The sequence below is a fragment of the Vibrio cidicii genome (genome assembly GCF_009665415.1).
Lineage (GTDB): Bacteria > Pseudomonadota > Gammaproteobacteria > Enterobacterales > Vibrionaceae > Vibrio > Vibrio cidicii.
This window is the reverse complement of the sequence record NZ_CP035921.1, coordinates 2,677,337-2,698,558: the sequence shown is the minus strand read 5'-3', so window position 1 is coordinate 2,698,558 and position 21,222 is coordinate 2,677,337. Positions and strand designations below refer to the sequence as shown.

The window sequence follows — 21,222 nt, the reverse complement described above, 5'->3', positions numbered from 1 at the left end:
CAGATGATTATGATTCAACGTTATAGCTAAGCGAAATTACCTTTATGACTAAATCATTCCTAAATTGACTAATTCGCCAAATGGCCCTCTGCGAGCGTTTGCGCCAGCCACTGTTTGATTTCATGGCGCGCGGGTTTAATCGCGCCACATTGCAGTGAGACGGGCAAGAGATAATAGGCGACTGGCCACTTGAATTTTTCCAGCTTACCCATCAAGTGCGAGTCGTAAATGGGCTTGGCGAAGAGCACCGTGGATTGCAACACCGCGACAGGGCGATGACCAAACTCGGCGTCAGCAATCGGTACCACGATCGCAGCTGCGATCTCAGCGTGCTGACACAATGCACTTTCAATTTCTTCGCAATGAATGTTTTCTCCGCCGGAGATAAACAAGTTGTCCGCTCGGCCGACGATCAGAAGTTCCTCATCCTGCCATTCACCAAGATCTTTGCTGTCAAACCAGCCTTGCTCATCGGTAAGAGGCGTTAATGCACCTTGATAGTAGTAGCCTTGCGCCAAGGTTTGTCCGGCAATATAAACCCGTCCATCCACCAATTTCACTTGGCGATTTTTCAGCACATGCCCTGCATTGCTCATACCATCGATTGCCTTGGCGGTAACGGTTGAAGCCGCTTCAGTCATGCCATAGCCGAGCCAAGTTTCGATTCCCTGCTGCTGCGCTCGGGTTGCAAGCGAATGCTCAACATGACTGCCCCCCAGAAGGACATACGTGAGCGATAGACTGGCATCGGTATCCAGCAAGCGCTTGAGCTGCGTTGCCACCAGAGAGGCGTGTGTAACGGACAAGATGTCGTCAGCAAGTGAACCCTGGCCGATTTTTAGCGTCGCGCCCGCCAGCAACCAACGATAAACAATGGCGACGCCAGCAACGTGGTAGAGCGGCAGAGAAAGCAGCCAGCAATCTTGCGAGGTAAAGGAAAACTCCTGCAGTAACCCCTGTGCAGAAGCAAAGTGCTGCTCATGGGTGTGCGCTACCGCTTTGGCCGTGCCAGTTGAACCTGAGGTAAAAAGCACGCTTGCCAAGCGAGAAGAATGATACACCATCGGCTCTGTGTCTGATGCAACCATGTGCAGCAGTTGCGGATGAAAGCGTGGCAACTGAGCCCAATCTTGCTGAGCGTCGACCTCTGGGCAATCGCCAAAAGCGGTGCAATAGATAAAACGGCGCTGCTCAGGACGATAAAGAGCGTTAAGTTTTGCTGTCAGCACCTTCGCGGGAGCGGGCATAACAAACGCCACCAAAGCGCCTAACTGCTGCGCGGCTAAACAGAGCAAGACGCTTTCCGGACGATTTTTGCCAATCAGCGTCACCACCTCATCGCTTGTAACGCCTTGTTCTGCTAAAAATCCGGCGTAGCTATCGACCACTTGCGCTAATTGCTGCCAAGTAAGCGAGCAAGCAGGCAGCTTCAGCGCCTGCGAAAAGGGGGTCGTTTGCGCCCAATGGCGCCACATCGGCATTGCCGCAGGCACTGTATCCTTCATGACTGCCAAACCAAGTTCTGCTCAGCAAGAGGCATCACTGGCAGCTCACACCCCGGCCACGCTACGTGCAACTGAGCTTTAAACAGGCCAATGGTGTCTAATCCCGGGGTGACATTCGGCAATTTCCAGTGAGACAGACGCGCCAACTGGCTCAAACCTAAGCTCGATTCAAGGCTGGAACTGATAACCGTTTTAATGCCAAGCGCCTCTGCACGCTCGATCAAACCGATACAGCGTTGCACAGAGCCAATCAAGCTCGGCTTGATGACGATCGCTTTCACGCCGGTTAAATCTTCCAGACGAAAATCGTCTCGTTTCACTGCTTCTTGCAAGGTTTCATCCCACGCAATGGCGATGCCAGTGTTAATGGCAAACGACAAACTGTCACCCGGCTTTTGACAAGGTTCTTCAATGAAAACGATGCGCTGACGCAGCGAGGGGGTGATGTATTGGGCAAATTTGTTGGCTTTTTCCGGCGTCCAAGCACGGTTGGCGTCCAGACGCAGCGTGAGATCGGGGATGCTTTCCAAAAACAGATTGACCAACATGCCGTCACGGATCGGCTCATACAAACCGACTTTGACTTTTGCTACCTTGTCTCCTGGCATGGCACTCAAAATAGGCAGCAGTTCGTCAGGATCGCCGGTACATAGGGGGGCTGCAAGGTAACTTCCTTCGACAGGTAGAGATCCAGAGAGCTCCAACAGCGCCATCGAAAGGCCAAACGCAACCGATGGATACAGAGCATCAAACTCTAATGCTTGCCCAGCTAGCCAAAGTTCAAGCTGGGCTTGCGCCTGAATGCCCGCCTCTTCCACCGACTCGAGACTAAAACCGGGTAAAGGGGCGATTTCACCGTAGCTTCGTTGCCCATTCTGGTTTAGCTCAACAACATAGCCGACTCGCTCTGTCAGCTTTTCATCTCTTAAAATCACACCGCTGTCCATCGGCAGCGTATAACGAAAAAGTTTGGCTGATTTCATCATTATTCCTTGATCTCTTAACGCCCGTTGCTCTTTGTTGCACCACAAAGAACAGAAAAGTGCGGCCACAACGCAACCAGTCACTGCGCTGCGGCCGATAAAACGAGGCGATTAAGGATTGCGCGGGAACTTATTGAAATCAGGTCGACGTTTCTCGTTAAAAGCGTTACGTCCTTCCTGACCTTCATCCGTCATATAGAACATCATGGTGGCGTTACCCGCTAACTCTTGAAGCCCCGCTTGGCCATCACAATCGGCGTTGAGGGCCGCTTTCAGACAGCGCAAAGCCATTGGGCTATGTTGCAGCACTTCGCGGCACCAACGTACCGTCTCTTTTTCCAATTCGTCAACAGGGACAACAGTGTTCACTAGCCCCATATCCAACGCTTCTTGCGCGTTATAGAAACGGCACAAGAACCAAATCTCACGCGCTTTTTTCTGACCGACGATGCGCGCCATGTAGGAAGCGCCCCACCCTCCGTCAAATGAGCCGACTTTAGGACCAGTTTGGCCAAATTGCGCGTTGTCAGCCGCGATGGTTAAGTCACACATCATATGAAGCACGTGACCACCACCGACCGCCCAACCTGCGACAGAGGCGATAACGGGTTTCGGACAAGTGCGAATATCACGCTGGAAATCAAGCACATTTAGGTGGTGAACACCGGAGTCATCTTTATAGCCGCCGTAATCGCCGCGAATCTTTTGGTCACCGCCAGAACAGAACGCGTCTTCACCTAGACCGGTCAAAATAATCACACCGACGTTAGAGTCATAGCGAGCATCTGCAAGCGCTTGGATCATCTCTTTCACGGTTTGCGGGCGAAATGCATTACGCACTTGAGGACGCGCGATGGTGATTTTAGCAATGCCATCTTCCGACTTGTGATAGTGAATATCTTCATAGCCTGCGCTGCAGTCGTTCCAACTGACTGGGGCGTAAAGTTCTTCTTCGGTGATGCCTACGGTTTTAGCCATGGTGATTCCCATTGTTTTCGTTGTGGTTATCGTTGATAAACCGATTGAATAAATGCGCGGACCGTTTTCGCGAACGCCATAGGCTGTTCCTGATGAACGTTGTGGCCCGCCTGACTGATTGGCGTACAAGGCAAACCGCTTTGCAACGCCAATGTGCTAAATTTTGTGTCTTTTGCACCGCATACATAATGCACTGGCAGCGAAAGAGCCTGAATATCGGCGAGCAAGTTCGCTTGCTTGCCAAGAGAAGTAGATAACAGCATATCTGCAACGGCAGCGCCAAGATTAGCACTACGTTTTATTATCAGAGTTTGTCTTTGCTCATGGTTTAGTGAGGAAAATACCGGCTGTTGATACCAATCGGACAATACCTGTTCAATAGGTTCGTGGCGAAAGCGATTTGCCCAGTGGGTATCCGCCCGTAGCCGCTCTTCTCGCTCTGAGACACAAGCAAGGCCAAAATGGCCGCCTTCCAAAATGACCCCTTGTAGATTCAGTTGGGCAAACAGGCCACTCACCAGACTTTGCATCACAATACGTGCGCCGAGCGAATAGCCGAGCAGAATAAGGGGCGTACCGGGCTTAATCATCGATTGCACTTGCTGCGCAACAAACTGGCCGCATGCAATGGCATCTTGGCAGCGCACCGCTTGGTGAATGCCATGGCCGGGCAAATCGATAGCGACGTGCTCAAACTCCGTGAGGCAACCTTGCAGCGCTGCCCAATCGGCGCTGCTACCAAGCAAGCCATGTAAATAGACTAAGGTGGGCACGGTCACACTAGAGCTCGGTAACGGCACGGCAAAGAACCTTAACATCGTTGGCAGCCTCAAGTGGCGCGGTTTTCACTTCCACCAGCAAGGTGCCTTGGCCAGAGGCCAAATGCTGCTCAATCATTTGCCCGCATTGCGCCAAGTTTTGTGGCCGAGCATAGGCCAAAGCAAACTGACGGGCTGCGAACTCAAAACCAAAGCCGTGTGGCATCTGATACAAACTTTGCCTTTGCTGCGCAGGGACCGGCAAGAGATCAAAAATCGCCCCGCCATCATTATTAACCACCACCAGCACCGCGGGGAGTGAGTTGTGGGCAAACAGCGCTAAGGAGTTGAGATCATACAGCGCGGAAGTGTCACCTAAAATCATCAGAAGCGGCTGTTGCTGCGCGCGCTGCACACCCGCTGCGGTGGCAAACAGGCCATCAATACCCGACGCGCCGCGATTGGTAAACACAGCCCTGCCATCTAACCGAGCCACCATATCCGCTAAGCGCACAAATAAACTGTTGCCCAGAAAAAGCGTTGCACTCGTTGCCCATTGCCCAAGTTGACAGGCAAGAGAGAGCTCACCGATTGGCTGCTTGGCAATCTTTTCGGCGACCCATTGACTTTGCTGCGAGTACCATTTCAGCTCGTCTGCCCAGCCCGCATGCGGCGAGTCTCCTTGCCATTCACTCAGTGCTTGGCACTGCCACTGCTGCGCGCTGGCGACAAAGTGTCGCTGCGGGAGATGTGCTGGGTTGTTTCGCTCCAACTGAGGAGAGATATACCAATAGGTGCATTGACTCGAAATCTGCGTGGGTAGCCACTGATTCCAGCGCTTTGACACCAGACGGCTGCCAAACTGAACCACCAACTCCGCCTGTGCAAGTTGCGCCGAGGCTTTCGGGTTTTGTAGCCAGAGATCATACCCCGCCCACTCAGAGGTTACGCCACTTTGCACATCACAAAGCACGGGCCAGCCAAGCTGCTTGGCGAAGGCCAACGCCGCTTGCGCATCAGCCAGAGGCAAACTGCCAATCACCACCAGCCCTTTTTTCTGCCACCACGATTCGCCAATGGGTAAGGTGTTGTGCAGATGAAGTGATTGCGCGCTATAAACTTGCTCACTGCGCAACCACAAAGCAATCGATGCAAGATAGTCAGCGTAGAGCGCTTTGTCGCCATCAGAATAAAGTGGCTCCGGGAACGGACAATTGATGTGCACCGCATGCCCGGCGGCCGCTTGACGGTGCATGACGTGATCAACCGAAGTCAGCAGCCAAGGCAGACCAATCGAGGTGGTAGGGCTGGGCAAATCCAGCTCGGCGCAAACATGGGGAGCGAAAATGCCCACTTGGCGAATCGCCTGGTTGGCGCCACAATCCACCAGCTCAACAGGCCGATCGGCCGTAAGCAGCACCAATTTCTCGCCGGTTAGGCTCGCTTCTGCCACCGCGGGCAGCAAATTGGCGACGGCGGTTCCCGAAGTGACAATGATCGCTACTGGCTTACCACTAGCTTTGGCTAAGCCGAGAGCCAAATAGCCCAATCCACGTTCATCAAAATGGGTGTGCAAATGGAGCTTCGGATTGGCGTCGGCTTCTAAGGTCAGCGGCGTCGAGCGCGAGCCCGGAGCCACGCACACCTGTTGCACACCAAAACGGCACAGTTCTTCCAGCAGAACTTGGCACCAAACCCGATTTAATAGCGCTTGGTCGTGTATCATGAGGCAACACCCAGCGGTGGGTACTCTGCGATGAGTGATAATAAGGTCGACATTTTCTTGTCCAACTCGGCCCATTCGTGCTTAGCAATCGAACCGGGGACAATACCTGCGCCCGCAAACAGTTGTAATTCGTCATCGACGATCAATGCGCTGCGAATGGCGACACAGAACTCCGCTTTATCGTGGCTCAAATAGCCGACCGAACCGGCATACCAGCCGCGAGAAAATGGTTCATTGTCGAGAATAAACTGCATCGATGCCTGACGAGGTAATCCAGCCACCGCGGCCGTCGGTTGCAGCGCCGAGAGAAGTTGCACGCCGTTGATCCCTTCTTTGAGGTGGGCGTGAATATCGCGTTTCAAATGCTGCACTTTACGCAAACGCACCAAACGCGGATCCGCTTCCACTTGTACCGTCTCGGCATGTGGCGTCAAACGCTCGACAATGTCATCCACCACGTATTGGTTTTCGTTGAGGTTTTTAGCATCTTGCGCTAGCCAATTGGCCAGTTCGAGATCGTGCGTGGCATTAACGCCGCGGCCAATCGTCCCCGCTAACGCTTCGGTATGCAGTTCTCTATCGTGTCTGAGATAGAGCCGCTCTGGCGTTGAGCCGATAAAACTGTGCTTTCTATCTAGGCTTAACATGAAATGAAAACTGTGATGATTGTGCTGAGCACTGGCTTTAAGCAACTGCGAGGCGCACAGTGGCGTATCAAGCTGCACGCTGGTTTTGCGCGCCAGCACCACCTTCTTAAAGGCACTTTGCTCAATGCCGTGCAGCACCTTATCCACCAAACTCTGCCACTGATCCTTATTTGGCAAGTGCTCGATGCGGCAAATGTGCGCAGCCAGCGGCGCCAGTAGTGAAACGTCACACACCAGCTTGCGTAAACTTGCCAGTAAGCGGGAACGCTCAGCGCCCAAATTGACCGCAAGAGAGAGCTTGCCATCTTGTTGAAGTAGTTCGATCTGTGGCAAAAAGAAAAATGAGGACATACAGCGACGATTTTTTTCACTCAGACCATCAAATGAACGCCCTCCCCACACCCGCTGCCCCGGGGCCAAAATTGCGTAAGCAGGCGCAGGCTCGGTAAACGTATGCAGTTGGCCAAGCGCCACCACCTGTTCGCGGCCATCACGAGAATGCCAATAGAATTTAGGGAAAATAGGCTGCGCTTCAAGCCAATCAATTAAGGTGAATTTCAGCGCGGTGTCGATGGGCTCAATCAGACGACTCTCGTCCTCTCCAGCATTTTTGACTCGTTCAATCAGTTGGCCAATGGCTTGATGAAAATACGACAAATCGACCTCGAACATTAGAGGATAAAGAAAGACTGTCGCTACTCTATTGATAGACCCTGATCAAATCAAGGTTGTAGGGCATCTTTTACCAGATCCTGTGATAACAGGCGCTCATTCGTTCGCCCCCATTCAAACACAGAAAGTGCGTATTACAGAAACTTTGGGGTTAATTGCACTTTGCTGTAGATTTTTATCCTAAAGAATGTCAAGTTAGTGTGCTTTAATAAAGAAACTAGCGATTTTTCAGGAATTAAACAATGCAAAATATCGGGATGTCGTCAAAACTTGATAATGTCTGCTATGACATCAGGGGTCCGGTACTCAAACATGCTAAACGCATGGAAGAAGAAGGGCATAAAATCCTTAAACTCAATATCGGAAACCCCGCCCCATTTGGCTTTGACGCCCCTGATGAAATTCTGGTCGATGTCATTCGTAATCTACCAACCTCTCAGGGTTACTGCGATTCCAAAGGTATCTACTCCGCACGTAAAGCGGTTGTACAGCATTATCAGCGCAAAGGAATTCGCTCACTCGATGTCGAAGATGTCTACGTGGGTAACGGTGTGTCTGAACTGATTGTGATGGCGATGCAAGCGCTGCTGAACAACGGTGATGAAATGTTAGTGCCTGCGCCAGACTATCCATTGTGGACGGCGGCCGTGTCGCTTTCTGGCGGCAAAGCGGTGCACTATTTGTGTGACGAAGAGTCGGATTGGTATCCTGACCTCGAAGACATGAAAAAGAAAATTACGCCTAAGACGCGCGGCATCGTGCTGATCAACCCCAATAACCCGACAGGGGCGGTTTACAGCCGAGATTTTCTACTGCAAATGATCGAAATTGCTCGCCAACACAAATTGATGATTTTTGCCGATGAAATCTATGACAAAGTGCTGTACGACGGCGCCGTGCACACCTCGGTTGCGACACTGACTGACGATGTGCTGGTGATGACGTTTAACGGTCTGTCGAAAGCTTATCGTGTGTGTGGTTTCCGTGGCGGTTGGATGTTCCTCACCGGGCCAAAACATTTGGCTCAAGGTTACATCAATGGATTGGACATGCTGGCGTCGATGCGCTTATGTGCCAACGTTCCCATGCAGCACGCAATCCAGACTGCGCTCGGGGGGTATCAGAGCATTAATGAGCTCATTTTGCCGGGCGGACGTTTGCTGGAACAGCGTGATCGCGCGTGGGAGCTGATCAATCAAATTCCCGGTGTGTCGTGTGTTAAACCGAAAGGGGCGATGTACCTCTTCCCGAAAATCGACGTGAAAAAGTACAACATTATCGACGACCAGAAGATGGTATTCGACTTCCTAGTACAAGAAAAAGTGCTGTTGGTACAAGGAACCGGATTTAACTGGCCTAAACCAGACCATTTCCGCATCGTGACTCTGCCGCATATTGAAGATCTCGAAACCGCGATTGGCCGTTTCGAACGTTTCTTACATACTTATCGGCAGTAGTAATTAGTATAAAACTTTCATATGCTTAAAGGTGTTCCCTCAGGAACACCTTTTTGTTTGCTGTCGATGAGGTCTGTGATGAAAGAAAGCCATTTTTTTGCCCATCTCGCCAGAATGAAGTTGATCCAACGCTGGCCGCTCATGCGCTCTGTCTCGGTCGAGAACGTTTCGGAGCATAGCCTGCAAGTGGCGTTTGTCGCTCACGCTTTAGCGTTGATTAAAAACAAGAAATTCGCAGGTAATGTCAACCCAGAACGAGTTGCTCTGATGGCGATGTACCACGACACCAGCGAAGTATTGACTGGGGATTTGCCAACGCCAGTGAAGTACTACAATCCTGACATTGCCAAAGAGTATAAAAAGATCGAAGCAGCGGCGGAAAAAAAGCTTCTGTCGATGCTGCCTGAAGAGTTTCAAGACGATTTTCGCCCTTTCCTACTCTCAGAAGAAGCACCGCAAGACGAAGCCAACATCGTAAAGCAAGCCGACTCGATCTGCGCCTACCTAAAATGTTTAGAAGAGCTCAGTGCTGGCAATCACGAATTTGCCTTGGCTAAGAAACGACTAGACATCACTTTAGCCGAGCGTGAAACGCCGGAAATGGTCTATTTCCTGCAGACCTTTGCCCCCAGTTTCGAGTTATCGCTCGACGAAATCAGTTAATTCCCAAGCGGAGCAAGACAGTGCAAGTAACCCTTAGCCCACAATGGCTGGAACGCCATGATGATGAACATAAGATCCGCAGAGACGATCACCGCAGCCCCTATCAACGTGACCGGGCGCGAATACTGCACTCGGCCGCTTTTCGCCGCCTGCAAGCCAAAACACAAGTGCATGGAAACAGTCTGGAAGATTTTCACCGTACTCGCCTCACTCACTCGCTAGAGGCGGCGCAACTGGGCAGCGGCATTGTCGCGCAAATTAAGAAAAAACAAGCGGAGTTTCGCGATCTGCTGCCAACCGAAAGCTTGATCGACTCGCTCTGCCTTGCTCATGATATCGGCCATCCACCTTATGGGCATGGTGGTGAAATCGCGCTGAACTACATGATGCGCGACCACGGAGGCTTTGAAGGCAACGCGCAGACCTTTCGCATTGTCACCCAACTAGAGCCGTATACCGAACATTTCGGCATGAATTTATCGCGCCGCACTCTATTGGGTTTGATCAAATACCCCGCTCTTATCAGTCAAACTCATGCGCTCGTGCAGCCTAAAGCGGTTTCCCACCAGAGACAACTCAAAGCCAGTGACTGGATGCCAGCAAAAGGTATTTATGATTGTGACCGAGCGCTGTTTGAATGGGTGTTAGCACCACTTAACACCCATGACCAGCAGTTGCTTGGCCAAATGCGCATCGCGCCAGAAAATCCTTGTGCTCATCGTAAAACGCGCTTCAAATCTCTCGACTGTTCGATCATGGAGCTGGCCGATGACATCGCCTACGGTGTGCACGACCTCGAGGACGCCATTGTGTTGGGTTTGGTCAATCGCGGGCAATGGCAAGAAGGCGCGGCCAGTAAACTGGCGGATTGCGGTGATGCTTGGTTTGAACAACATCTTAGTTCGATTGGTGACATGCTGTTTAGCGGTAAACACCATCAGAGAAAAGATGCCATCGGCGGCATGGTCAATGCACTGCTCACCAGCATCAGTGTCCAGCGCGTAGAGGCTGATTTTGCCAGCGAGCTGCTGGCATACAACGCCTTTCTTGAGCCGGGAATGGACCAAGCACTGACCATACTCAAAAACTTCGTTAGCCACTACGTCATTCAGATCCCACAAGTGCAGATTGTCGAATATAAGGGCCAACAGATCATCATGGACCTCTTTGAAGCCTTTAGCGCTGATCCCAAGCGCTTACTGCCAATTGCAACCCGGCAGCTTTGGCAAGCAGCGCAAGAGGAAAGTGCTCAGATGCGGGTGATCGCCGACTACATCTCCTCGATGACCGACGGCCATGCACAGCGTTTGCACCAGCAGCTCTTCTCTTCACACCATTAACGTTTACGATAGTTTTGCTCAAACACCCCAGGCGGCATTTGCGCAATTTGAAACTCAATCATATTGTGAAATGCCGTCAGCAATGGCGTGAAATCGCGCTGTGGCTCAAGCAGAGACAAAAGATGATAGCCCGCTTCCAGCGTTGATAAACTGTTTTCACTCGGCGCTTTACGAATCACGTAATTGCCCACCAGATTGTCTGGCAGCTTGACGCAAGGCAGTGCATGCAAGTTGCTCGATAACTGCCAAATTTTAAACGCTTTCTTCCAGGTTCCATCCAGTAAAATAACCCTGAGTTTGCCCGTTACGGCGTTTCTCTGCGTAAGGTCACTGAGCGGATACGCCTTGTCACTGGGATAAAGCAGCCAGTGTTGGTAACCTTCTTCACAAAGCAGATGGTTCAGCTCTTGATGGTGTGTGAAGTCCTCTCCGATAAAGCAGCGGCTATTGGCAAGTGAAAGTGAGAGAATTCTCGCGCTGCCCAATGGACGATGTTCTTCACTCGGATGTTGAAGAATGATAAGTTCGGTATCCGCTGGCAGTGCACGAATCCACTGACACAGACAGGCTTTTTTCGCTTTACCACATCGGGAACAATAACGGGACATAGAGTGAACCTTTTTATCTTTCTTTCAATTATCAGTGCCGTGTGCCTTGCGCTGCAATATCCCGCGTTGAGTGAGCTCGCTGAGTGGAATAAATTGGCCATAGAGCAAGGGCAATGGTGGCGAATCCTAACAGGAAATTTCACTCATACCAACTTTGCCCATCTGGCAATGAATCTCGCGGGGTTGTGGGTCATTTGTTATCTCTTCAAACCGCGTTGGATAAGCGTCGCTTGGCTACTAGGCTTGGTAAGCTTGTTGGTCGGTGTGGCAAACCTCTCGACCTCTATGTCGAACTATGTCGGTCTTTCAGGCACTTTACACGGACTGTTTGCTTATTATGCCCTGACGGAGTATCTGCATGGGCGAAAGAGCAGTGGGCTATTGGTTGTCGGGGTGATAGGAAAAGTGTGGTGGGAACACACCTTTGGCGCGTCAATTTCGACCAGCGAGCTGATTGCTGCGCGAGTGGCGATTGAAGCCCACCTGTTTGGCATGCTTTCTGGCTTGGCTTTCGCCTTGATATGTTTGATCATCGATAAAAAAAGGCCGGTGTAACACCCGCCTTGTCATACATTGAACCGTGGCGAGCCAATACTACTTCAACTTGATCCGCTCTTGATTCTTCGCCACCGTTGATGGGCCAATGCCCTTAACACGCGCTAAATCTTCCGCCGACTGAAAGGGACCATTCGCCTCACGATCAGCAACAATCTGCTGCGCTTTCTTAATCCCGATGCCTTTCAGCAACGCGGCGATTTCTTCTGCGCTTGCACTGTTGATGTTGACGGTGATCTCAATCCCTTCATGCTTGTCGACTTTCGCTGGTGCCTCGTTAGCGTTCGCCGTAAAGGAAAACAAACAACTCAAAACAAGTGCGATAGATACCAGTATCCTTTTCATAAACCTCTCCTTTGATTGTGTGTTGCTGTTTATACAAACGCCAACAAAAGAAAGAAACTCGGCTGGATAAAAAATAAAACGGGTCACTTCCGTAACCCGTTTTAAGTAACATATCAGTTGCAACTCAACTGGTTAGTTGCTCACGATGTAATACTCGATATCAGTATTAGCACGCAAAACAGATAAGATCGATGCCAAGTCACGTTGCGCCGACATACGCTGAAGTTGCATCGCAAGTTGTGGTGCCAAAGCCGGCTCTAGGCTTTCTTGCACTTTTTCTAGCGCAACCACCACCACGTTGCCCGCATAGTCTCGGGTTTGAGCGTACACGGCTTTACCTTCTTCTGGTTTAGCCATCGCAAACACGGTTTGCGCCAATGGTGAACGGCGATCGATCTGCTCGACATCGCCAAAGGCTAGGCCTTTTTCAGCCACAAGCTCAGTATTTCCCTCTTTCAGCGCCACGACCAGGTCGCTCGCAAGCTCAATCGCTTGTTGCTCGCCTCTGACTTTCGATAGTTCTGCAACCACGTTTGATTTCACTTCATCCAGTGGTAACACCGTCTCTGCGCGAGCATCTTCAACGCGCACCACCACAATGTGCTCTGGCGCGATTTCAATCGCTTGCGAGTTGAGGCCATCTTCCTTGACTTCAACGGTTTGCAGCGCTTGCATGACCGCAGGGGTACGCAGTACAGCAGGCGCATCCACTTCAGAGATGAAATCCGTGTGCTGCACTGCGATATCAATTGCTTTAGAGGCTTGTTCGAGCGAATCAGGGTATTCAAACGCCACTTTTTCCAGCTCACTTTGCAGATCGTAGAACTGGTCAATCGCTTGCTGATCGCTCAGCTCTTGTTTGATCTGCTCTGCCACTTGCTCATACGGCTTGCTCTCAGGCTTACGTAGCTCTTCAAGCTTGATAATGTGGTAGCCAAAGTCAGACTTAACTAGACCGGTTGTTTCTCCCGGCTTTTGCAGGGCAAATGCGGCGTCTTCAAATGCAGCATCCATCACATCACGCTCAATCCAGCCAAGATCGCCACCATTTTCCGCGCTGGCAAAGTCATCGGATTTCTCTTTCGCAAGCGCAGCAAAATCAGCCCCCGCATTCAGCTCATCCAAAATAGCTTGTGCTTTCGCTTCATCATCACCTTCGACCAGAATGTGCGCAACACGGCGCTGCTCTTCCGATGAGTATTTATCCAAGTGCTCTTGGTAATACTGCTTCGCTTGTTCATCTGATACTGACATTTGCTTTTTCAGATCTTGTGCGTTCAGTTCGATATAAGCCACTTTTACTTGCGCCGGGCGAGTGAAATTGGTTTTGTTGTCATTGTAGTACTGCTGAATCTCGTCATCGCTGAGCGTGACTTTGCTCGCGAAGTCATCCAAATTTAAAACCATCGAGCGGATGTCACGAGTTTGAGTAAACAGCTTACCTTCAGAGTCCACTTCGCCAGGTAGAGTAAACTCACTGGTTTGCAGTGCCTCCATCAACTGGCTGCGCACCATCTGGCGACGCATGTACTCAGCAAAGGTATCCGGTGAGTGACCAATACGACGCAACATTGATTGGTAGATATCCTGACTGAATTTACCTTCCGCTTGGAACTCTGGCATATTCAAAATAATGGTGCGGATTTGCGCATCACTAATACGTAGCCCGAGAGACTCTGCGTGCTGGTCAAGCAACACATCGTTGATCATCTCATCAAGCACCGATTTACGGAACGATTCAACATAACCAGGATCAGCAAGCAACTGGGAGAAGTAATCGCCCATCTGTGATTGCATACGGTTACGAGCATTCTGGTAAGCCATTTCAAACTCACCACGACCGATTTCTCTGTTGCCCACTTTTGCCGCTGCATTATTGCTACCGCTGACTAGGTAGCTACCAACACCTGCAAAGATGAATGAAAGGATGATCAATCCTAGGATAATTTTTACCGCGATGCTATTCACGCCTTCGCGTAATCGATCCATCATAACTAAACTACTCTCCGCTCACGAAGCCATCTGCTTCTCAACAAACTAATCGCGCGATAATACCAGAAAAAGAAATGCGCATCAGTAGGATGCGCATAATTTAGAAAAGTTCGGCTGTTACAACACAAAATTTGCTTCAAACTGATTTATTAGAACAAAAAACGTTCAACTGCAATCAGTTACAAGCATCTTTCAGCGCTTTACCCGCTTTGAATGAAGGTACTTTTGCTTCTGCGATTTGGATTTCTTCACCCGTTTTTGGGTTACGACCAGTGCGTGCTGCACGAGTACGTACGCTGAACGTACCGAAGCCAACTAGAGCGACCTGCTCGCCAGACTCAAGGGTGGTGCTTACGGCTTCAATGAATGCATCCAGGGCACGACCTGCTGACGCTTTAGAGATATCTGCATTTGCAGCGATGGATTCTACTAGTTGAGTTTTGTTCACTGTTATTCCCCTTTGTGCCATCTGTGGTTATTTTTTTAGATGACTTTCGTTCCATTAAAACAAAAAAATCAGCGCCAAGCCTTATTACAAAAGGGCTGGCCGCTATCGAGGTCTAAGTTAGCTCTCAAAAAAAAGGCTGACAAGCCTTTTCGGACCTGTCAGCGCAAAGTTTTACTTATTTTTGCAGCACATCACTATTTTTTCGCGTCAAATTCGACCCCAGTTGGGTCTTTTTCTAACGCAACTTTCAAAACCTCATCAATCCACTGCACCGGAATGACTTGCAGATCAGCAATCACATTGTCTGGAATGTCTTCGAGATCGCGCTCGTTATCCTTAGGAATCAACACCGTTTTGATTCCACCACGATGAGCCGCCAACAGTTTCTCTTTCAAACCACCGATGGGTAGTACCTCACCACGCAGCGTGATTTCGCCTGTCATGGCAACTTCCGCTTTGACTGGATTACCCGTCAAGCTAGAGACCAGGGCTGTGCACATTGCGATACCCGCACTTGGCCCATCTTTTGGTGTCGCGCCTTCTGGCACATGTACGTGAATGTCTTTTTTCTCGTAGAAATCGCTGTTAATGCCTAACTTTTCTGCACGAGAGCGAACGACGGTCATTGCGGCCTGAATCGATTCCTGCATCACGTCGCCCAGTGAGCCAGTTTGCGTCAGCTTGCCTTTGCCTGGCATCGCCTGCGTTTCAATGGTCAGCAGATCACCGCCCACTTCAGTCCACGCCAGACCCGTCACTTGGCCAATGCGATTGCTTTCATCCGCTTTACCATAATCGAAACGCTGCACACCGAGATACTCTTTCAAGTTTTCGATGGTGACCGTCACCGACTTCAGCTCCGGCTTAAGTAGAATGTTCTTCACCGCTTTGCGGCAGATCTTCGACACTTCACGCTCAAGGCCTCGTACACCCGCTTCACGAGTGTAGTAGCGGATAATGCCAACAATCGCCGAGTCTTCAATGGTGATTTCATGCGGTTTCAAACCATTTCGTTCAACCTGCTTCGCTACCAAATGGCGCTTAGCGATGTTGAGCTTCTCATCTTCGGTGTAACCAGAAAGACGAATCACTTCCATACGATCCAGCAGAGGCCCGGGAATGTTCATCGAGTTTGACGTCGCGACAAACATTACGTCAGAAAGGTCGTAATCCACTTCCAAGTAGTGATCATTGAAGGTGTTGTTTTGTTCTGGATCAAGCACTTCAAGCAGCGCCGATGCAGGATCACCGCGCATATCCGATGACATTTTGTCGATTTCATCCAACAAAAACAGCGGGTTCTTCACACCAACTTTTGCCATTTTCTGAATAAGCTTACCCGGCAATGAACCGATGTAAGTACGACGATGGCCACGAATTTCGGCTTCATCACGCACCCCACCTAACGCCATACGCACATACTTACGGCCTGTAGCTGCGGCAATTGAGCGGCCTAATGACGTTTTACCTACACCTGGAGGACCAACCAAACATAAGATAGGCCCTTTCAACTTGTTGATGCGATTTTGCACCGCCAAGTATTCTAGAATGCGCTCTTTTACTCGCTCTAAGCCATAGTGATCTTCATGAAGAATTTCTTCTGCTTTCGCCAGATCCTTCTTCACTTTGGAACGCTTATTCCAAGGTACATTCACCATCCAATCAATGTAACTACGAACTACCGTCGCTTCTGCTGACATAGGGGACATCATTTTCAGCTTTTGCAGTTCTTGTTCGGTCTTCTCGCGCGCTTCTTGCGGCATTTTTGCATCGATGATCTTCTGTTTCAGCACTTCAAATTCATCAACACCATCTTCGCTCTCACCCAGTTCTTTCTGGATCGCTTTCATCTGCTCATTCAGATAGTACTCGCGTTGCGATTTTTCCATCTGCTTCTTGACGCGATTGCGAATGCGTTTTTCAACTTGCAGTAGGTCAATCTCAGATTCCATTTGCCCCATAAGAAATTCTAAACGTTCGTTAACGTCGACAATTTCAAGCACCTTCTGTTTATCTAGAAGTTTTAATGGCATATGGGCAGCGATAGTGTCAGCAAGACGTGCTGCGTCATCAATACCACCTAGTGAAGTCAACACTTCAGGCGGGATTTTTTTGTTTAGCTTAATAAAACCTTCAAACTGGTTGATCGCGCTGCGAACAATCACCTCTTGCTCACGCTCATCCAACTCGGGAGTCAGAACGTATTGCGCTTCTGCGAGGAAAAATTCGCTCTCTTTAAAATGGGTTATCTTGGCGCGTTGCTGGCCTTCCACCAATACTTTAACGGTGCCATCTGGTAATTTCAGTAGCTGTAAAATGGTCGCGACCGTACCAACATTAAAGAGGTCATCAATCTTAGGTTCGTCTGTATCTGCTTGCTTTTGTGCCACCAGCAGAACTTGCTTGTTAGTTTCCATTGCCGACTCAAGGCAGCTGATGGATTTTTCTCGACCAACAAACAAAGGAATCACCATGTGTGGATAAACCACCACGTCACGTAGAGGTAGTACGGGGATCTCGATAAGCTCGGAACGTTCCAAGTTCATATAATTCTCTCTTCCACTTACTGATATGAGCAGTATATGGGGGCTAATTATTTGGATTCAATAATAGAAATTAAAAAAGGAGGTAATTACTTACCTCCTTTTTGGGTTTTGGGAACTTACTCAGCGCCAGCGGCTTGGCTATCAGTGTTGCTGTAGATTAGCAGTGGTTCTGACTCGCCGTTGATCACCGATTCGTCGATAACCACTTTGCTCACGTTGTCCATGGATGGTAACTCATACATGGTTTCCAGTAGTACGCTCTCGAGAATTGAGCGCAATCCACGAGCACCCGTTTTACGCTCCATTGCTTTTTTCGCAATCGCGCGCAATGCATCTTCACGAAACTCAAGCTCGGCATCTTCAAGTTCAAACAACGCTGCGTACTGTTTGGTTAGCGCATTCTTCGGTTCACAAAGGATCTGAATCAACGCATCTTCATCCAGCTCGGTGAGTGAAGCAGTCACTGGAAGACGACCGATAAACTCAGGGATCAAACCGTATTTCACCAAATCTTCAGGTTCAACTTGGGTAAACAGTTCACCTACGGTTTTCGTTTCGTCTTTCGAACGTACTTCCGCCCCGAAGCCAATACCTGTGCCAGTAGCAACACGCTGCTCAATCACTTTATCTAGGCCTGCAAACGCACCACCACAGATAAAGAGAATTTTCGATGTATCGACTTGGAGAAACTCTTGTTGAGGGTGCTTACGTCCACCTTGAGGTGGTACAGAAGCGATGGTGCCTTCAACCAGTTTTAGTAGGGCTTGCTGAACACCTTCACCTGACACATCACGCGTAATTGACGGATTTTCCGCTTTGCGAGAAATCTTATCAATTTCATCGATATAAACGATGCCACGTTCGGCTTTCGCTACGTCGTAGTCACATTTTTGCAAAAGCTTTTGGATGATGTTTTCAACATCTTCGCCCACATAACCCGCTTCTGTTAGCGTCGTGGCATCTGCCATAGTGAACGGTACATCGAGGAAACGCGCTAGCGTCTCGGCAAGCAACGTTTTACCGCTACCCGTTGGGCCGATCAGCAAGATGTTACTCTTGCCCAATTCGACACCATCGTTAGTCGTATCACCATTACGTAAACGCTTGTAGTGGTTATAAACCGCAACCGCGAGCACTTTTTTCGCTCGGTCCTGACCAATTACATAGTCATCAAGATGTTCGCGAATTTTACGCGGCGTCGGTAACGCTTCGGATTCACGCTTTGGAAGTACATCTTTGATTTCTTCACGGATGATGTCGTTACAAAGGTCGACACATTCATCACAGATGTAAACGGAAGGACCCGCGATTAACTTGCGAACTTCGTGCTGGCTTTTACCGCAGAAAGAGCAGTATAACAGTTTACCGCTACTGCCCTCTTTGCCTTTATCTGTCATTCGCTAACCTCTTAGCCTTTACTCATTATGCTTTGAGTGTATAACAATTCGTATCAACTTGCGTAGGCAAATTATGCACCACGGTGAGTGAGAACTGCATCCACCAATCCATATTCTACTGCTTGTTCTGCCGCCATGAAGTTATCACGATCGGTGTCACGTTCAATCACTTCCAATGGCTGACCTGTGTGTTCTGCCAATAGTCGGTTGAGTTTGTTCTTAATCGTCAGAATTTCCTGAGCGTGGATCTGAATATCCGACGCTTGGCCTTGGAAACCGCCCAGAGGCTGGTGAATCATTACACGTGAATTTGGCAGAACGTAACGTTTACCGGGAGCACCACCCGCAAGTAGGAAGGCGCCCATTGAACACGCTTGTCCCATACATACAGTGCTCACATTCGGCTTAATGAACTGCATGGTGTCGTAGATTGACATACCAGCAGTGACACTGCCACCAGGAGAGTTGATGTACAGGAAAATATCTTTGTCTGGGTTTTCGGATTCTAAGAACAGTAGCTGAGCCACAACAAGGTTTGCCATGTGGTCTTCAACTTGTCCCGTAAGGAAAATCACTCGCTCTTTGAGCAAACGAGAGTAGATGTCGTAAGAACGCTCACCACGGGAAGTCTGTTCAACCACCATGGGTACTAGTGCGTCAAGAATTGGCGACATTGCATTTTTTTCTTGGTAGCTCATATTCTTATGTCCCTAAAATAAATGGCCCGGATGATGCTTATCACACGGACCATTGTTAGCAGAATAGTTAACGTTTAGTCAACCTTCTACGCTCGATATTGCTGATTAAGCTGGTTGGTTCATTAGCTCGTTAAAGCTAACTTCTTTATCAGAAACCTTCGCTTTAGCAATGATTGCGTCGATAGCTTGCTCTTCTAGAGCAACGTTACGCATGTTGTTCATTAGCTGTTCGTTTTGCTCGTAGTAAGCAACCACTTCTGATGGATCTTCGTACGCTGTCGCCATTTCAGAGATCAGTGCTGTCACTTTCTCTTCATCCACTTTCAGCTCATCGGCTTTGATCACTTCGCCTAGCAGCAGACCAACGACAACACGGCGTTTTGCTTGTTCTTCGAACAGTTCACGAGGAAGCTGCATTGCCGCTTCAACGTTGCCACCAAAGCGTTGAGCCGCTTGTTGACGCAGAACGTTGATTTCTTGGTCGATAAGCGCTGCAGGTACGTCGATTTCGTTTTCTTTAACAAGACCGTCAATCGCTTGCTCTTTGATGCGATTTTTAACTGCTTGCTTAAGTTCACGTTCCATGTTCTTACGAACTTCAGCTTTCAGAGCGTCAATACCGCCTTCAGCAACACCAAACTTAGCAACGAATTCGTCGTTCAGTTCTGGCAATTCACGCGCTTCTACTTTGTTGACTTTGATTGCGAATTTCGCCGCTTTACCTTTTAGGTTTTCTGCGTGGTAATCTTCTGGGAAAGTCACGTCGATTTCGAATTCCATGCCTTTAGACTTACCAACGATGCCGTCTTCAAAGCCAGGGATCATACGACCTGCGCCCATTTCTAGTGGGAAGTTTTCTGCTTTTCCGCCTTCGAACTCTTCACCGTCGATAGAACCAACGAAGTCGATGGTGGCACGAGTGCCAATTTCTGCTGCGCCTTCAACTTCTTTCCAAGTTGCTTGTTGCTTACGCAGTGTTTCGATCATCTCTTCAACGTCTGCGTCTTTCACTTCAACCGCTGGCTTCTCAACAGTGATGTTTTCAAGACCCTTCAGTTCTACTTCTGGGTAAACTTCGAAAGTTGCGTTGAATACTAGATCTGCGCCTTCTTTGTTCTCAACAGGAGCGAAAGTTGGAGCGCCAGCTGGATTGATTTTCTCTTTGATGATCGCTTCAATGAAGTGGCGTTGCATCACTTCACCTAGGATATCTTGACGTACTGCGCGACCGTACATTTTCGCAACCATCTTCATTGGCACTTTGCCTTTACGGAAACCATCGAAACGACGGTTTTTCGCGATGTTGCGTAGTTCAGCTGTCACTGCATCTTCGATGTTAGCAGCAGGAACAGTAATATTCAGACGGCGCTGTAGGCCTTCTAGCGTTTCAACAGTAACTTGCATTGTATATAAACCTCAAAAATGGCTCAGATTACTCTGAGCGTATGAGCCAGACGGTGGCTAAAGCGCCCTGACCAGCTGCATCCTTGTCTGTGCTCTGGTGAGCACCTATTTTAAAAATCGAGTACGGTGCGAAAGTTCACACCTGACTAATCAGCGATATCTTCGGTTAGCCAAAGGTATCTCCCATTAGTCTCAGGACGAAATTTCAGACGCGACATTCTAACGATCTGATACTACCCTGTCGAGCCAATCGCCACTATGTGCGCAATGTCTGTCCTAAAAACTCGAATTTACGTCGCAATGTGTGTTGCCTTATCGCTAAGATTGGGACAATAGCGACTTTTTCAAGAGAATCGACAGCTTTTTTTATCCAAAAGCCCAAAAAGAGATCTTGCTCTTGTTTTGCTCCACAGAGTTGAGATCTTTTCCGCGACTATTTTCTACAACTCGATAACATAAACGCGATAACACATTTATCACGCCGGCGTTCGCGCTACGCT

Annotated in this window: 18 protein-coding genes and 1 pseudogene; 4 read left to right on the top strand and 15 right to left on the bottom strand. The window is 49.4% G+C overall.

What is annotated here, in order from left to right; translation table 11 throughout:
• Positions 1-68: 68 nt before the first annotated feature.
• From menE to EWA64_RS13450, 6 genes are all read right to left on the bottom strand, one after another.
• Positions 69-1,514, bottom strand: coding sequence for an o-succinylbenzoate--CoA ligase (gene menE, locus EWA64_RS13475; protein WP_082796695.1), 1,446 nt, complete (start codon positions 1,512-1,514; stop codon positions 69-71).
• Positions 1,502-2,488: an o-succinylbenzoate synthase gene (gene menC / locus EWA64_RS13470; protein ID WP_061895172.1), complete on the bottom strand. Its 987-nt coding sequence runs from the start codon at positions 2,486-2,488 to the stop codon at positions 1,502-1,504. Before menC ends, menE begins: the two co-directional genes overlap by 13 nt.
• 111 nt (positions 2,489-2,599) lie before the next feature.
• Positions 2,600-3,466 carry a 1,4-dihydroxy-2-naphthoyl-CoA synthase gene (gene menB, locus EWA64_RS13465; protein ID WP_061895180.1) on the bottom strand — a complete coding sequence of 289 codons (867 nt, stop codon included), beginning with the start codon at positions 3,464-3,466 and terminating at the stop codon, positions 2,600-2,602.
• A gap of 26 nt (positions 3,467-3,492) precedes the next feature.
• Complete coding sequence (menH, locus tag EWA64_RS13460) at positions 3,493-4,266, bottom strand: 2-succinyl-6-hydroxy-2,4-cyclohexadiene-1-carboxylate synthase (protein ID WP_369435798.1); 774 nt, start codon at positions 4,264-4,266, stop codon at positions 3,493-3,495.
• Positions 4,247-5,950, bottom strand: coding sequence for a 2-succinyl-5-enolpyruvyl-6-hydroxy-3-cyclohexene-1-carboxylic-acid synthase (gene menD / locus EWA64_RS13455; protein ID WP_061895170.1), 1,704 nt, complete (start codon positions 5,948-5,950; stop codon positions 4,247-4,249). Before menD ends, menH begins: the two co-directional genes overlap by 20 nt.
• Complete coding sequence (locus tag EWA64_RS13450; RefSeq protein WP_061895169.1) at positions 5,947-7,269, bottom strand: isochorismate synthase; 1,323 nt, start codon at positions 7,267-7,269, stop codon at positions 5,947-5,949. Before EWA64_RS13450 ends, menD begins: the two co-directional genes overlap by 4 nt.
• 242 nt (positions 7,270-7,511) lie before the next feature.
• Between EWA64_RS13450 and EWA64_RS13445 the strand changes: the two genes are divergently transcribed.
• From EWA64_RS13445 to EWA64_RS13435, 3 genes are all read left to right on the top strand, one after another.
• Positions 7,512-8,726: a pyridoxal phosphate-dependent aminotransferase gene (locus tag EWA64_RS13445; protein WP_061895168.1), complete on the top strand. Its 1,215-nt coding sequence runs from the start codon at positions 7,512-7,514 to the stop codon at positions 8,724-8,726.
• Positions 8,727-8,804: 78 nt separating this feature from the next.
• Entirely contained in the window at positions 8,805-9,389 is a 585-nt protein-coding gene (yfbR, locus tag EWA64_RS13440; protein WP_061895167.1) for a 5'-deoxynucleotidase, read from the top strand.
• Positions 9,390-9,409: 20 nt separating this feature from the next.
• The gene (locus tag EWA64_RS13435; protein WP_061895166.1) at positions 9,410-10,729 is read left to right on the top strand and encodes an anti-phage deoxyguanosine triphosphatase; all 1,320 of its coding nucleotides are present in this window, start codon (positions 9,410-9,412) and stop codon (positions 10,727-10,729) included.
• Here the strand turns inward: EWA64_RS13435 and EWA64_RS13430 are convergent.
• Entirely contained in the window at positions 10,726-11,337 is a 612-nt protein-coding gene (locus EWA64_RS13430; RefSeq protein ID WP_061895165.1) for a tRNA-uridine aminocarboxypropyltransferase, read from the bottom strand. The genes EWA64_RS13435 and EWA64_RS13430 overlap by 4 nt on opposite strands.
• Before the next feature lie 3 nt (positions 11,338-11,340).
• On the opposite strand from EWA64_RS13430, the gene rrtA reads away from it, so the two are divergent.
• Positions 11,341-11,892 (top strand): rhombosortase, encoded by a 552-nt coding sequence (rrtA, locus tag EWA64_RS13425; protein ID WP_061895164.1) that lies wholly within the window; start codon positions 11,341-11,343, stop codon positions 11,890-11,892.
• Between the two features lie 39 nt (positions 11,893-11,931).
• Here rrtA and EWA64_RS13420 read toward each other — a convergent pair whose 3' ends face one another.
• The 8 genes and pseudogenes from EWA64_RS13420 to EWA64_RS21245 all read right to left on the bottom strand — a co-directional run bounded on the left by EWA64_RS13420 (position 11,932) and on the right by EWA64_RS21245 (position 21,179).
• Entirely contained in the window at positions 11,932-12,237 is a 306-nt protein-coding gene (locus EWA64_RS13420) for a ComEA family DNA-binding protein (RefSeq protein WP_061895163.1), read from the bottom strand.
• A gap of 132 nt (positions 12,238-12,369) precedes the next feature.
• Positions 12,370-14,229, bottom strand: a complete 1,860-nt coding sequence (ppiD, locus tag EWA64_RS13415) for a peptidylprolyl isomerase (RefSeq protein WP_061895162.1) — start codon at positions 14,227-14,229, stop codon at positions 12,370-12,372.
• Between the two features lie 175 nt (positions 14,230-14,404).
• The gene (locus EWA64_RS13410) at positions 14,405-14,677 is read right to left on the bottom strand and encodes an HU family DNA-binding protein (protein WP_045570950.1); all 273 of its coding nucleotides are present in this window, start codon (positions 14,675-14,677) and stop codon (positions 14,405-14,407) included.
• 194 nt (positions 14,678-14,871) lie between these two features.
• Entirely contained in the window at positions 14,872-17,223 is a 2,352-nt protein-coding gene (gene lon / locus EWA64_RS13405) for an endopeptidase La (RefSeq protein ID WP_061895161.1), read from the bottom strand.
• 116 nt (positions 17,224-17,339) lie between these two features.
• Positions 17,340-18,620 (bottom strand): ATP-dependent protease ATP-binding subunit ClpX, encoded by a 1,281-nt coding sequence (gene clpX / locus EWA64_RS13400; RefSeq protein WP_061895160.1) that lies wholly within the window; start codon positions 18,618-18,620, stop codon positions 17,340-17,342.
• 71 nt (positions 18,621-18,691) lie between these two features.
• Positions 18,692-19,318: an ATP-dependent Clp endopeptidase proteolytic subunit ClpP gene (gene clpP / locus EWA64_RS13395; RefSeq protein WP_039433834.1), complete on the bottom strand. Its 627-nt coding sequence runs from the start codon at positions 19,316-19,318 to the stop codon at positions 18,692-18,694.
• A gap of 105 nt (positions 19,319-19,423) precedes the next feature.
• Entirely contained in the window at positions 19,424-20,722 is a 1,299-nt protein-coding gene (tig, locus tag EWA64_RS13390) for a trigger factor (RefSeq protein ID WP_061895159.1), read from the bottom strand.
• 256 nt (positions 20,723-20,978) lie between these two features.
• Positions 20,979-21,179: pseudogene (locus tag EWA64_RS21245) on the bottom strand (hypothetical protein).
• Positions 21,180-21,222 lie beyond the last annotated feature (43 nt).